This is a genomic window from Dokdonia ponticola, from assembly GCF_042653865.1.
Taxonomy (GTDB): Bacteria; Bacteroidota; Bacteroidia; order Flavobacteriales; family Flavobacteriaceae; genus Dokdonia; species Dokdonia ponticola.
This window is the reverse complement of sequence record NZ_JBHSFV010000002.1, coordinates 186,107-200,473: the sequence shown is the minus strand read 5'-3', so window position 1 is coordinate 200,473 and position 14,367 is coordinate 186,107. Positions and strand designations below refer to the sequence as shown.

Below are 14,367 nucleotides of genomic sequence, written 5' to 3'. Positions count from 1 at the left end.
ACCCGCCTCCATTAGTTACCAAAATGCGCTCAGGCTTTTATGCGATGTATCGTTGCAAAGGCCTCATAATTTTAAAATAAAGAGTATTAAACCCTAGATCCCGCTGAAAAGCGGGATTAGTTCAACTAGCTATTTTGAATACGTCTTTTCAGAGTTTACAAAACAGCGTTTCACTAATAAACAATTATTCAATGAGCTGTCCTCTAGAGACCATTCTAACTACCATTACCGCTAAAAATCCTGCGCATGCCCAAAAATTAAAAGCTAATCTTGCATCACTGCATGAATCCTTTAAAAAGGAAGCCAATGCTTTTTTTAATACCTACAAAGCTTATTTAGAAAAGCAAGCCATAACATTAGAGTATAGTGTTGATTGTTACCTGCATTTACTCGAAGATATGATTCAAGAAAGGTATCAGTTTATCTATACAGGCCACTACTCAAACACCTCTTTTGAAGAGGTTGAAAAAAGAATTTATGGCAACCCTGAGATCATGAAATACCATATGCATGGATTGGTTTTGGCACAATTTCTTTGGTTTGATCAATATGAAAGATTCCTTTTCTTCAAACAGAATTTAAAAAAACACATTAAAAACAGAAATTCATATTTAGAAATTGGAGGCGGTCACGGTTTGTTTATAGGTGAAGCCCTTAAACTTCTTCCAGACATTAAACGATTTGATATGGTAGACATCAGTCAGAGTTCGTTGGATCTGGCCAAAGGCATAATAAACACTCCCCATATCAACTATTATTTAAAGGATATTTTTGATTTTTCAGAAAATGAAACTTATGATTTTATCACCGTAGGCGAAGTAATCGAACACGTTGAAAATCCATTGCAACTGCTTAAAAAAATAAAAGAACTTTTATCGAATGAGGGCGTTTGCTATATGACCACCCCTATAAATGCCCCGATGATTGATCATATTTATTTGTTCTCGAATGAAAATGAAATTAGAGATATAGTCTACGCTGCGGGTTTTGAAATTCTAGAAGAAAAAATAGTCATCTCAGAAAAAATAACGAAAGAACAAGCGATAAAAAATAAAGTCCCTATTATGTATGCCTCTTTTTTAAAGAAGAAAAATAAATGATCTCGTTTTTACTGGTTTTTTGTTTAAAAAGAAGGAATATATTCGAGTACTAATAAATATGCTTTCGCGAAAGCATACAAAGCTTGCTTTACACTCCTAATAATACGTAGTATGAGAAAGAAAATTAGTTGGATATTCATCATTGGTCTGCTGGTAAGTATTGGCTATCTAGCGACACTCTCAGATGCACCGTTGGATGAATCTATAAAATTTGTTGATATTGACAACCATTTGAGCAAGCAAGAGATGTCAAATGATATAGATACTTTACTGCACACCTTTGAAAAAATACACCCAAATCCCTACCGATTTACCCAAAAAAGCCATTTCATATCAAAAATAGAAACGGTAAAAAAGCAGCTCCCAGATAGTTTAAAAACAATGCAATTTTGGCGAATCATCGATCAAATCATCGTCCAGTATAACGATGCGCATTCCTATGCACTAGACAGCTACGTATTAACCGATTATGTCAAAAAAAAGCGACTCTTCTTTCCTATGGCTGCACATATTGAAGCTGATGAAATTCTAGTATCAAATAGCGATCACTTAGAACAAATGTTACCCGTAGGAGCAGTAATAAAACAAATAAATGGCCGAACGGATAAAGAAATCATACAAGATGTACTTACACATGCCACCAAAGAAACCCAATCACTGAAGCGTCATCAAATTTCAGATGATTTTGGGTTTTACTTATGGAAAACATACGACATCAATGCTGAGTTTAACATCCATTACCAAATTGATGATTTGAATACTATAGATTCAATAACTGTAAAAGGAATAAGCTGGGAAAATCGAAAAAAACCGACATCTACTGAAAACAGTTCCCTCTCTTTTGAACTGTTAGAAAACAATACTGGCTATATGAAAATAGCCGACTTTAACGGAGATGAAAAGGAAATAGAGGCCTTTTATAAACAATCTTTTCAGCGATTAAAGGAAAGAAATGCATCCCATCTCATTTTAGACTTTAGAGGACATAAAGGCGGGAGTGATAGTTACGGTGAGCATTTAGCTGCGTATTTTGCAAAAGAACCCTACAGAAAACTATCAAAAGGATATTGGAAAATAACTCCAGAATTTAAAGAAGCATTTGATCGGAAGTTTGTTCCAAAGAGCGTAAGATGGTTTAAACCTATTTATTTGGTTAATGAATATGCGAGTGTTTTTTATGGCGCTGCAGCCAATGAAGTTGTGACAGTCGATTATGAATTTAAAAATCCTTTGCCAGAGGAAGAAAGGTTCCTTGGAGATGTGTATCTAATTACAGACCATAATACCTTTTCGGCGGGATCCATATTTACTGAAATGTTTAAGTATTACAAGATGGGAACTGTCATTGGTCAGCCAACAGGGAATTTATATTCATTTAACGGATTTGCTTTAGCTACTTTTACTTTACCCAATTCAAAATTGACCTTTCAAGTTTCATCTGTTTATAATATAGCCAATAATGAAGAAGAGGGTTTGCAGTCTGTAGCACCTGATTATTTGATTGATGCATCCACTGATCCATTACAATATATTTCTGAAAATTTGATAAAGTGATTGCTCAACTTTTAGGTATTTATAATCTTAGGGAGTTCATACCGTTAATACATTATACTGTTCTTTACTAGCCTAAAAATGACCCTCCGAAAAAACATCCTCATCATCATCACTTTACTTCTTTTCGGATGTAAAGGAAATAATGAGAAACAAGAAACGGACGTAGTGTCGACGGTTATCAGTACCTCTACAGTTGAACTAAAAATAGAACCAGCCTCAAATACAGCATCTTTAACATCGGTGGCGCTTTTCGCGAAAGCAGTTTTAAAAGAAAATATCCGCGTTCATTCATTTGACATAACAAATCTGGAGAAGATTGCCTATTTGGAGGTATTCAACAGCCAAGGACTTGAAAACATAATAGCCTATTCCAATAAGAACTACCCCAAAAATACTGAACCGAATTATTATGAGCATTTTACTCTTTTCGTGGCTTCCTATAAAGGTGAAATTGCTACTCAAAACGCTTATAATCGAATTCTAAAAGAATCTGCATATGGGTTTTCTAACCTAAATAAAGTTGATGGAGAAGTCGCCGAACGCGTTAAAACCTTAGCTATAGTAGCAAAGGCAGGTGGTATGATCTTTAATTTTTAGCTTAGTTGAAACTTGTCGCAAAGCTCCTGTAGGTAAAGATTGGATGGCCTATGAAAACATGTTTTTGGAATACATAAGAGAAAATGGAGAAGACATTGAAATTTTGAATGCCAATTGTGGCATGGATCGGTTTCACATCGAAAAAAGGAAAGAGAAGCAGTAATTCGATATCTGATTATGTTTTAAACAGTACAACAACCTATACTTCGCAACGACCAATCGCTACTGTTATTCCTAAAACAAACACTCGTTCACGTTTTGACATGTCCATAACTTCAAACAATACTTAGCTGGACAATTCATCCCATAACAATTTTCGCGGAGCTGCCCAGCAGGCAGCGGAAGCAAAACAAATTGAATACTCGTTGCAATAGCTACGGGTAAAAATACGATGCCCTACTACCCTACCTTTTTTCTCACAAATCTTACATACTTATAAACAAGACATTACAAAATATTTGTACATTTAAGAACTTCTTCCTAAAAGGAAAATTAATTAAAAAAAAACTTAATTACTGATCTAAGAAGAAGTAATTCACCACAGAATATCCCTACGTTTCTAACAACTATTTATGTCCGTATGCCTCAAGGTGTACGGCAATCTATGTTATTTATAAAACACAAAAAACATGTTAGACGCACAAAAAATACAGAAGAAAGAATCCATTCAAAAAACAAATGATACGGCAGCAACCACTATTTGCGAGCTGATCGCAAAACAAATGCAAGCACACCCCAAACGGATGGCTATTATTGATGGTCACACTGAAATTCACTATGAAGATCTTAGGCAACGCGTTCACGAAGTGGCTGGGGAGTTGAAACATCGTGGGATACAGCCTGGATCATTGGTAGGCGTATGCATGCACCGGTCCTGGGAACTCGTAGCCACGCTGCTTGGCGTGATGCAAGCAGGATGCGCTTATGTTCCTTTAGATCCTGCCTATCCACATGATCGGATTCGTTATATGTTGGAGAATTCACGAGCGGTTGCGGCCATCGTCGATATAGAACATACGGCCCATCTCTGTAAGGACGTTCGCGAAGTGATAAGGATGAATGATATAGGAGCACATACAGATGCGACCGTACACCCCACCGCATCTGATTTGGCGTATGTCATTTATACTTCAGGATCTACAGGGCAACCCAAAGGTGTTGCGATAGCGCATAGAGGCATGGTCGCTATGCGTCAGTCGATGCTTGGACTTTTTAGTGATGAGGAGTTGAAAGGCGTCCTTGCGGCGGCTTCGGTCTGCTTTGATACCTCCGTTATGGAAATTATGGGAACCCTATCGTTGGGCGGTACCATCATCCTTGCCAAAAATGCGCTGGAACTCACCAAACTTCCCGCTGTAGATCAGTTGCGAACCTGCGTCATGGTCGCATCGGCCATGCAAGCCATACTCGCAGTAGATAAACTCCCCAGAAACTTGCAATGCCTTGTTTTTGGAGGTGAAGCCCTCAAACACTCACTCGTCCAACAGGTATTTGCTCAAAATCCAAGCATACGCGTATTCAATGCCTACGGACCTACCGAAGACACGGTCTATTCTACCATTGCCGAATTGTATCCTGACACCGAACTTGTGACCATTGGCAAATCAGTTCCTAACTCCCGTGCATACATCTTAGATCCTAATTTACAACCTGTTTTAAACGGAGAATCAGGCGAGTTACACCTTGCGGGAAACAAGCTCGCACGGGGCTATTTGTATGATGAGGCATTAACAAAAAAGCGTTTTATTGAGAATACACCCAGTGATCAGATTCCAGACCATCGTTTGTACAAAACAGGCGATTTATGCCGTTGGACAGACGAAGGCAACATCGAATTTCTTGGGCGTATCGATCAGCAAGTAAAAATAAGAGGTTTCCGGATTGAATTAGAAGAAATTGAATCTACACTTGAAACTATGGATGGTATTGATGCTGCCGCTGCTGCTGTGATTGAAGGTGGTATGGGTCAGAAAATACTTGTTGTGTATGTGGTGAGTCAAGATACCACTATCACAGCCCAACAAATGAAAGCATATATGGCAGAACGACTGCCAAGCTATATGGTGCCGCAAGTGATTAAATACTTAGCGGCGCTTCCGTTATTACCCAATGATAAACTCGATCGTAAAAAGCTCCAAACGCTAGAAGCGGAGATTCGTCTCGAACAAGAAGCATCCATTACGTCCTTGGGAACCAATCAAACGAATCCTTCCCAAGACCTTATCCAGCGTTTACGTGGCTCCCAAAATGAGCAACAGGCGACCATTTTGGCTATTATTCAAAACGAGCTCGCGGCGCTTCTTCATTTTGGGGATCCCTCAGAAGCAGAAGCCGACCACTCGTTTAACGGACTAGGACTAGATTCGCTCAGCACCTTAGAATTCAGTAGGCGACTCAGTAACATCATCGGACAAGAGGTTCCAGATCAAGCGGTTTTCAAACATGCAACACCGAATGCCTTGGCGAATTACATTACCCGTATGATGGGCAATGGTGCTGATACGTCAACAACTTCTGAACTAAAAAGTGTTGCCACAGATTCGCTTGCAGGCTTTCAAAAACACATGCAGTCTAGCCATCCAACATTTCAAGCCGCAAAAGTTAATGCATGGTCAGTGAATGATAAGAGCAAACTCGTGCAAGAAGTATTGCGTATGGTAAATGACAATCGCAGAAATCCGTACAGTAAAGTATTGCGTTCTGGAAGTGGCACCAGAGGTTTGGTGGGCGATGCCTACAATGACGAAGAGCAAGAATCTATTATTTGGACCACCAATCTATACCTTGGTTTGAACCGTGACCCAACAGTCATGGCAGAAGCCACAGACGCCTTACAACGCTACGGGACAGGGATGGGAACATCTGCTGCAGCTTCTGGTATGACCAATCAGCATCTCGAATTTGAAACCGAATTCGCTGATCTCGTGGGCAAACCGAGTGCTTGTCTATTTCCGACGGGCTACACCGCCAACGTCGGTGCCATTGCAGGGATTTTAGGAAAAAATGATGTGGTAATTATCGATCAGTTGTGTCATGCCTCTATAGTAGATGGCGCCCGACTCTGCGGAGCGTCGATTAGAACCTTTCAACACAACAACGCTGCCGATTTGGAAGCCGTTCTTAAATCAGAAGTATCTCCCTATCATACCGTGATGGTCGTTTTAGAAGGAGTGTATAGTATGGGAGAGGGCGCTGCGCCTGTCGCAGACATCGTTCGCATGGCAAAAAAATACGGTGCCTTGGTATTGGTTGATGAAGCCCATTCGTTTGGATTTTACGGAAAAGGAGGGGCTGGAATTTGTGCCGCGCAAGGGGTTACAGAAGAGGTAGATTTTATTATGACCACCCTGAGTAAAGCGATGGGAAGTTTGGGAGGCGTTGTTGCTGCGAGTCAGCAACACGTGGATTTGATGAAATCTGCTTCGAGAGCCTACATCTTTCAAGCTTCGGTAAGTCCAGCCGATATGGCCGCTGCCCTCACGGCTTTGCGACGTCTTCGGGTAGATGATGCCTTGCGCGAGCGATTATGGACGACCACCCGCTATATGCGTCAGCAATTTGAAGAGGCTGGCTATAACCTTGGTACTGGAGATGGGCCGATTGTCACCCCACATTTTGCCGATAAAGATAAACTCTATGCTATTGTACAACACCTGTATAAAAAAGGCATCCAAACATCGGCAGTCACCTACCCGATTGTCGAAATGGGTCGAGGTCGTTTACGCCTGATCTGCTCTGCAGCCCATACGAAAGAGGATGTCGATAAAACCCTAAAAGCGCTTATCGAAGCCGAACAGGAAGTCGATATTCAACTCGCTAAAAAACAGCACAAAACCACCGATACCAACATCAAAAGTACAGATCTCAAAGATTGGGCACAATTGTTTGCCACTTATCTTCAAAAGTCAGTGGCAAAAAGTACGGTCCTCACACCCAACCTTGCCATTGTCATTCAGGTATTGGAGGAATCTGTCCCTATCATTTTCCTCATAAAAGATCGCACGGTCACTTTAACCACTCACACCGAAGAAGCATTGCCCACTTGTTCGTTACTCCTCACCGATCCCACAGCCGTCACCGCCCTACAGACAGGCGATGTACAAGCAATACTCAGTAGTATTTGTGACGGAAGCTGCACCCTCAAAGGTCAAATCGAAGCCTTTGTATGGTTTGTTGCAAGAATGGTCGAGCGGGGTTGAGACGGAAGTGGACTCTTTCCGCTTTCAAAGAGCGTAGCGATGCAGAAGTTTATGCTAAGCCTTTCAACTAGCTCAAGACAGGCTTTAACGAAGTACGAAAAGGAGTCAGGAATCAAAGGAATCACGAATCAGGATTGAAAAGTTGGGAGTGGTGAGACGTGAGTCTGTGGATTGGGAATCGGAAGCGTTACGTTTTTAATGACTAGTCTTACATCTTACAGCGGAGCGGTCTTTTCTCTTTTTCCGCTTTCGCGAAAGCGTACCCTGTATAAATTCCTACAGGATGGCGAGCTGAATCTATCGAAGTGAGAAAAAGAGCGTACCGGTAACGTAACCATTGCAAAAGTTCAAAAATCTGATTAAAATGACGCCTACAACCCCTCATTGTCGAGGTTTTTTACGACAACTCCTAGTAGGATGTGATTTTAAAAACCTGGATCGTAAAGAATATGAGCTGATACCAGTTATTAATTGAATTTACTAGAAAAGAAAACGATGATTTTTTTCTTTATATGAGAAAGAAAACTAAAGCATAGCCTAAGCTACGGTTTCTTTTTTCTTGTGAAATAGAAAGGAAAAAAGGGTGTTTTATTACAGTAAATTCAATTGATAAATGGTATGATATGGTCAATTTATACAATCCTAACAAAAGCCCCCATTTCTAGTCCACTTTTGTGTCTTTTTCTAAGTATGCATTTTAAGGACATCGTACATAAAATTAATAGGTAGCACACACCTACTCGTAGCCACTATGCATAACAGCCTGTTGATCTTACATTTTACATTTGATTTCTATTTGCTACATTAGATGCGTAAATACTTAACTCATCACAAACAGAAACTTTAGACTCAATTTGAGAAATGAATATTACAGAGAAAATTCAACAAATCGCTACCTGGACTTCAGAAAACTTTAACGAAGAAGTCAACAAAATCAACTACGAAAACGGTGAAAATGATTTTGCACAAATAGCGGAAATGCTGGGAGAGACATTACCAAAAGTCTTTAGTGAAATCTATACGCATTGTAATGGAGAAGTAGGTAATAATCTTGGTATTTTGCTTGGACATGAATTCTTAAGTACCAAAAAAATCATATCAAATCTTGAGTTTGCTTTGGGGCTTCGTAAGCCAGCGAAACGAATAATAATCGATCCAAATGCATCTGAAAAAATACTCAACAAAATCTCAAACTTATACTTAAAATCCATTCCTACTAAAAAGAGGTTGGGTTTCTTTTCTAAAAAATGGAGAAAAGCTACTTTCTCATGTTCACATGAGACCTATAGTCAGGTTTCAGTAGCATATGAAAATGGGGAAACTGAAAAGTACACCGTAAAAGAAAAATATTCTGATAGCATCTTTGATCTTGGATCAGAACTTCATCAATTGGAAAAGAAAGACTATAATTGGGACAATCTAGCGTTTGAACTATTTCCAGATGGAAAATATACCGTAGAAAGAAAAGATTTTATTTGGGAAGAAGAAGTTAACTTTTCTTCTTGTCCAAAGGACGCTATCAAAAAGAAATATTTTCATCATAAATGGATTCCCCTTTTTCATGATTATGGAGGCAATTTTATTGGAATTGATCTTGACCCAGATAGTAATGGGGTAAAAGGACAAATTATTATTTATGGGCGTGATGAGGAAAAAATGATTGTTGTAGCAGAGAGCTTTGACAAATTTCTAGATTTAACCATTCAGGAAATAAATGACAATCCATCCCGTTTTACATCTGAAAATCATATTCACGAAGTGTATATGGAAATAAAAAATTGTGCCTAACAGTAAAAAAAATGAGAAAAATACTTCTTTTCGCATTCTTAGCAACAATCAATGCCTTGTTTGCACAAACCACGACTTCAATAAGCTTCCACTCGGAAATTTTAAATAAAGATCGGAATATTCGAATTCATCTACCTAAATCATTTAAGGCTACAGATACAATTCAATATCCTCTTACATTGGTGTTGGACGGAGAATATTTGTTTTATTCAATAATGGGTGTGGGAGAAGTTTTAACTACTCGCAAGATCATACCAGAATCAATAGTAGTAGGAATTGACCAAAATTATATTGCCAAAGATCCATATAGTGCAAGGTGGCTTGACTGTTCCTATGATAACAAATCGGGGGAATTGAAAGAAAACGGTTTAAAATTTAAAACCTTTATCGAAAAAGAACTCCTCCCATTTCTTATCAAAACCTATAAAGTGGGTCAATTTAAGACGATTGCAGGGCATTCATTTACTGCTAACTACATTAATTTTTTTCTTGATAGCTCACTATTTAATGGATTTATTGCTATCAGTCCTTACATACCAGAATCTTTAGAGGAACACATTAAAAATGCTATTGAGAAAGCAGATAAGAATATGTATTACTATTTGTGTACAGGCGAAAATGATCTATCAGGTCATATCCCTCAAATAAAAAAACAAGATGCTACCATTTTTAGTCAATCAAAAAATCCAAACTTCCATTATGACTTTAAAAACTATGAAGGAGAATCTCATATGTCATTAACGGTAAGGGGCATCTCTGATGCATTATCTCTAATGTACAGTGATTACGCTCCTATTTATACACTTGATATAGATGATATATTACTAAAAGAAAAGGACTTAATCTCTTATTTGAAAAATAGATACAATAATATAAAAACTACATATGGACTATCGATTCCGTTTAGGGAAGATGATATTACTTCTATTTCTTGGATTATTGAGGAACAAGAAAATTGGGATAAACTAAAACAAATAGGAGACATTGAGATTGACCTTTATCCAGAAAGTGTGTATGGGTATTATATGATTGCGCTTTCAGAAGAGAAAAAACAGAACTTACCCCTTGCCTTAGAATATTACAAAAAGGGATACGCAAAATTGGGAGATGATATAGGAAATAAATCTGATTTTTATGCTGATATCGAACGCGTTGAAGAGTTAATGAAGAAACAATAATAATAGTGACAAACTCTGTTAAAGACTGCACATCTGACTAATTCTAATAAAAATGACTCATGTAAAGCCTCTCTATCGAGGCTTTTTTTATGCTATTTAGCATCGAGGTGTACTTTTTAATTTAAATCGACAAGTACGAACTGATAAAAAGTAATGTTGTTACATCTAGAGAAAAGCCCATTTCTTACACCACTTCTCTCCTTTTTATGAACGTACAAGAATTTGAATACTGTTGTATTTGCTTTCGCGAAAGCGGACATAGATATAAAAATATTTCAATAATACATACGAGCCTCCATTTTCTATTCGGTTTGTATTCCTTATTTTAGTCCATAAACTAGCTAACTAATTCTTTGCAATAAGCATCACGACAAATTAAAAAAACGCATGAAAAGATTGTTAATTCTGATCATTTTAAACCTAACATTCACCAATATTTATTCACAAAATTGTGTTTTAGATTCGAATAATCGGGAAGAAATAACACAAGCACTAAATGAAAATAATTTCATTGCTCACATCGAAATTTATCGAAATAGAGGTAGAAAATTTGACGCCACCGTGTCGTTTATATCTCCTAACGTAATTGTAGGTGCAGGGCACTCTTTTAGAGAACGATGGTATTCTAAAATTGATTCCATGAAAATTTTTATTGGACAAAGAAGTAATGAAACGGGGGAAAATGTTTTTATTGCTAAACACACCTTTAAAAGAAAAGATATAAAAACGTGGGTTCATAAAAAATTTCAAAGATGGGGGAATCCTGATTTTGATTTTGCCATCATAGCCCTAAACAAAAATGTAGTGAATCAATATTTTGAGTTAGCTAAGTTTTCAGAAATTAAAGATGATATAGAATTAGTCACTATAAATGGATATCCAGGCGATAAAGGAAATATTGAATTATGGACCAAAAGTTCACTCACTGAAAATGTAAACGAAAAAGAAAATGTATTGTTATACGATATGTTCACTTCCAAAGGAGACAGCGGAGCACCCGTTTGGAGTGAAAAAAATGGAACATATCAACTTATTGGGATTCATGGAACTGGGCATTATAGAAATGGAAGCTGTAATGGTGCTGTGAAGTTAACCGATGCGTATATTGACTTTTTCGAAGGGTTTATAAACGATACTAAAATAGAATGAAATTATGTGAAACTAGTCAGAGCCCTTTTATAATGAGGACTCAAAGTTCTCCATAAAACGAACATACTACTCTTTCCGTGAACACATAATCACACTAAATCTAAACCAACAGACTCTATTCCCAATGATTTTTTCAAGACATTGTACCTTATGCGAAAATGAAATCAAAAGTCTTGAAAAAGGAGTGACCTGTGCATTGACGCAAAAAAAACCTGATTTTAAAAAAAAGTGCCCTGATATTCAGCTGGATCTCAAATTTCAAGAAAAGTTAGAAATCGCTCATCTCAAATTAGAAAGAATACGCAGAACTAAAAATTCAACCTATGTGATTGCTTTCATTACTGCTATGATCGGGATATTAATTATCAGTAACTACTCCTTCGTAGCTGATTTAACCCCCAATTCAACGTTTTATTCGAGAGATCTAATTGGATTCGTTGCCGTTGGAATTATAATCACATCAACTGGGTTTGGTCGTATCATCAATTTCAGAAGAAAACTAAGAAACACCCAATTTGACATAGATATTATAGATGAAGTACTGGAAAAATATGGTATTAGCTATAAAATTATTTGTGAGTATAAAGAAAAAATTCACGGGGATCAATACGTAACGGTTACCATAGAATATGAAAATTGGATTGAAAAAAGTACCATCACCACTTATATCATTGATTCTTAACACTGCCATATAGTAAAAACGGTAGAGTAAGTATACAGAGATGTCTGATAAATCCTTAAAATCACAACTCTTTTATACACCTCAAACATCTTTAAACGAATTCTGAATGTTATTTCTCCTTTCTCTATTATCAAAACGCACTAATTAAAAAATCTTTTTTTTGAAATAAATCACTCTCCATCGTAAATACAATAAGTTTTGTGCTTAATTTAGATGCTTTAAAAAATTAACTACTTCTGAATATAGACTTAATTGTGTATTTCACGCGCTTCCCCTAGCGGCAACTTAGATACGTTATCCTTTCCAAGTAGTGCCATTTATGAACGTTATACACTTTACAATGAAAAAAATTACATTATTAGTAGGTCTACTCATTTGCTCCATCGGATTTTCTCAGAGTTTACCTATAAATTTTGAAGGGGACATTACCACGGCAGACTTTGTGGATTTTGATGGTGGTACAGCTACTGTTCTAGAAAATCCCTTCCCTTCCGCCATGAATAACAGTGCCACAGTGGCGCAGATTATCAGAGATGGAGGTGAAATATTTGCAGGTAGCAAAATTTTATTAGCAGACAATTTAGATTTCTCTGTACTAACTAAAATCACCATGAAAGTTTATACAACTGCTCCCGTGGGAACAACTGTAAAATTTAAATTAGAAGGATCTGGCCCATCCGTAGAGGTCGATGCAACCACGACGGTCTCTAGCGAATGGGAAACCCTTGAATGGATTTTTGTAGGCACTGAAAATAACTTGAACGAAGTTGTTTTTATGTTTGATTTTGGTAATGTAGGAGATGGCTCAGAAACTTCAACGTTTTATTTTGATGATATAGCACAAGTAGAAGGGCCTGTCGCTCCAGTACCTACCAATCTACCTATTGATTTTGAAACCGACATCGTAGATACTGACTTACTTAATTTTTCTGGTGCGACAGCAAGTGTCATTCCAAACCCTCAAATAGACAGTGCAAATCCAAGTGCTACGGTGGGTCAAATAGTACGTAATGGTGGTCAATATTGGGCAGGAAGTAAGATTTTCTTAACCAATGATATTGATTTATCTACCATGTGGCATATTTCTATGAAGGTATATACCACAGCACCTGTAGGCACACGCATGAAATTAGAACTTGAAAGCGCTAGTGGAGTCACTAACCTAGATTACCTAACCACTGTCTCTGGCGAATGGGAAACAGCGAGTTGGAATTTTGACGGTCAAGCGAATACCTACAATAGAATCAACTTTTTATTTGACTTTGGAAATGTAGGTGACGGCTCAAGTGACTCTACGTTTCTTTTTGACGATATACAGCAACTCGTAGGTCCTCCTATCCCAGACCCAATAGCAGCCAGTTTACCTGTTGATTTTGAAGCCAGTGTTGTAACCTCTGACTTTACTAATGTAAGCGGGGCAATCACTACAATTATTGATAATCCGCAAGCAGACGCAGACAATCCAAGTGCAACGGTTGCGCAGTTTGTAAGAAGCGGTGGTGCTCCATGGGCACAGAGTAAACTGATACTCACCGAATTTTTGGATCTCTCCACTCAGAGTGCTATTTCTATGAAAGTCTATACAGACGCTCCAGTAGGCACTTTATTGAAACTGAAAGTAGAAAGCACAGACGAAGGCTTTGCCAACGAACGCGATATCAATACCACCGTATCTGGGGCTTGGCAAACCTACACATGGGATTTCGCGGGAGATCCGCCAGTATATAATGTATTGACATTTATGCTAGGATATGCTACGCCAAACGATGCTTCGCCCTCTGCGACTTTCTTGTTTGATGATATTGTGCAAGTAGATCCAGCCTTAAGCGTGGATGATCAATCCTTAGATGTAAACGATATTATTAGTTACCCAAATCCTGTAAAGGATGTGTTTACAATCAGTACTAAAGACAAAAAAATTACTACCGTGACGATTTTTGATATTCTTGGTCAACAGATAAAAACAGTAACTCCAAATAGCACTCAAGTACTACTTGACGTGGCAGACATGGTAAAGGGACTATATATCGCACAAATAGTAACTCCTTCTGGAACAGCAAGTATTAAACTTATCGTACAATAAAAACTCAAAGGAAAGCCAATCACCCTGAATAGAATCT

9 protein-coding genes are annotated in these 14,367 nt (G+C 37.8%); all 9 read left to right on the top strand.

All coding sequences use genetic code 11. The annotated features are described in order from the left end of the window. The first annotated feature begins 191 nt into the window (after nucleotides 1-191). The 9 genes from ACFO3O_RS04900 (at nucleotide 192) to ACFO3O_RS04860 (ending at nucleotide 14,330) form a co-directional block, all read left to right on the top strand. The gene (locus tag ACFO3O_RS04900; protein ID WP_379977426.1) at nucleotides 192-1,100 is read left to right on the top strand and encodes a class I SAM-dependent methyltransferase; all 909 of its coding nucleotides are present in this window, start codon (nucleotides 192-194) and stop codon (nucleotides 1,098-1,100) included. A 111-nt stretch (nucleotides 1,101-1,211) separates the two neighbouring features. Beyond that, on the top strand, nucleotides 1,212-2,654 hold the full coding sequence (locus ACFO3O_RS04895) for a S41 family peptidase (RefSeq protein ID WP_379977425.1): 1,443 nt from the start codon (nucleotides 1,212-1,214) through the stop codon (nucleotides 2,652-2,654). A gap of 78 nt (nucleotides 2,655-2,732) precedes the next feature. Then, complete coding sequence (locus ACFO3O_RS04890) at nucleotides 2,733-3,251, top strand: hypothetical protein (RefSeq protein WP_379977424.1); 519 nt, start codon at nucleotides 2,733-2,735, stop codon at nucleotides 3,249-3,251. Nucleotides 3,252-3,880: 629 nt separating this feature from the next. Next, the gene (locus tag ACFO3O_RS04885; protein ID WP_379977423.1) at nucleotides 3,881-7,450 is read left to right on the top strand and encodes an amino acid adenylation domain-containing protein; all 3,570 of its coding nucleotides are present in this window, start codon (nucleotides 3,881-3,883) and stop codon (nucleotides 7,448-7,450) included. An 861-nt stretch (nucleotides 7,451-8,311) separates the two neighbouring features. Beyond that, nucleotides 8,312-9,238 carry an SMI1/KNR4 family protein gene (locus ACFO3O_RS04880; RefSeq protein WP_379977422.1) on the top strand — a complete coding sequence of 309 codons (927 nt, stop codon included), beginning with the start codon at nucleotides 8,312-8,314 and terminating at the stop codon, nucleotides 9,236-9,238. 11 nt (nucleotides 9,239-9,249) lie between these two features. Next, nucleotides 9,250-10,416, top strand: coding sequence for an alpha/beta hydrolase (locus tag ACFO3O_RS04875; protein ID WP_379977421.1), 1,167 nt, complete (start codon nucleotides 9,250-9,252; stop codon nucleotides 10,414-10,416). 387 nt (nucleotides 10,417-10,803) lie between these two features. After that, nucleotides 10,804-11,565 carry a trypsin-like serine peptidase gene (locus ACFO3O_RS04870; RefSeq protein WP_379977420.1) on the top strand — a complete coding sequence of 254 codons (762 nt, stop codon included), beginning with the start codon at nucleotides 10,804-10,806 and terminating at the stop codon, nucleotides 11,563-11,565. 124 nt (nucleotides 11,566-11,689) lie between these two features. Beyond that, nucleotides 11,690-12,247, top strand: a complete 558-nt coding sequence (locus ACFO3O_RS04865) for a hypothetical protein (protein ID WP_379977419.1) — start codon at nucleotides 11,690-11,692, stop codon at nucleotides 12,245-12,247. Between the two features lie 340 nt (nucleotides 12,248-12,587). Beyond that, a complete protein-coding gene (locus ACFO3O_RS04860; RefSeq protein WP_379977418.1) occupies nucleotides 12,588-14,330 on the top strand; it encodes a T9SS type A sorting domain-containing protein in 1,743 nt (580 codons plus the stop codon). The last annotated feature ends 37 nt before the right edge of the window (nucleotides 14,331-14,367 follow it).

What these genes read in the sequence shown, in the direction of transcription:
- ACFO3O_RS04880 (WP_379977422.1), top strand. Translation starts at nt 8,312, where the DNA reads ATGAATATTACAGAGAAAATTCAACAAATCGCTACCTGGACTTCAGAA.
- ACFO3O_RS04865 (WP_379977419.1), top strand. Translation starts at nt 11,690, where the DNA reads ATGATTTTTTCAAGACATTGTACCTTATGCGAAAATGAAATCAAAAGT.
- ACFO3O_RS04885 (WP_379977423.1), top strand. Translation starts at nt 3,881, where the DNA reads ATGTTAGACGCACAAAAAATACAGAAGAAAGAATCCATTCAAAAAACA.
- ACFO3O_RS04890 (WP_379977424.1), top strand. Translation starts at nt 2,733, where the DNA reads ATGACCCTCCGAAAAAACATCCTCATCATCATCACTTTACTTCTTTTC.
- ACFO3O_RS04870 (WP_379977420.1), top strand. Translation starts at nt 10,804, where the DNA reads ATGAAAAGATTGTTAATTCTGATCATTTTAAACCTAACATTCACCAAT.
- ACFO3O_RS04860 (WP_379977418.1), top strand. Translation starts at nt 12,588, where the DNA reads ATGAAAAAAATTACATTATTAGTAGGTCTACTCATTTGCTCCATCGGA.
- ACFO3O_RS04900 (WP_379977426.1), top strand. Translation starts at nt 192, where the DNA reads ATGAGCTGTCCTCTAGAGACCATTCTAACTACCATTACCGCTAAAAAT.
- ACFO3O_RS04875 (WP_379977421.1), top strand. Translation starts at nt 9,250, where the DNA reads ATGAGAAAAATACTTCTTTTCGCATTCTTAGCAACAATCAATGCCTTG.
- ACFO3O_RS04895 (WP_379977425.1), top strand. Translation starts at nt 1,212, where the DNA reads ATGAGAAAGAAAATTAGTTGGATATTCATCATTGGTCTGCTGGTAAGT.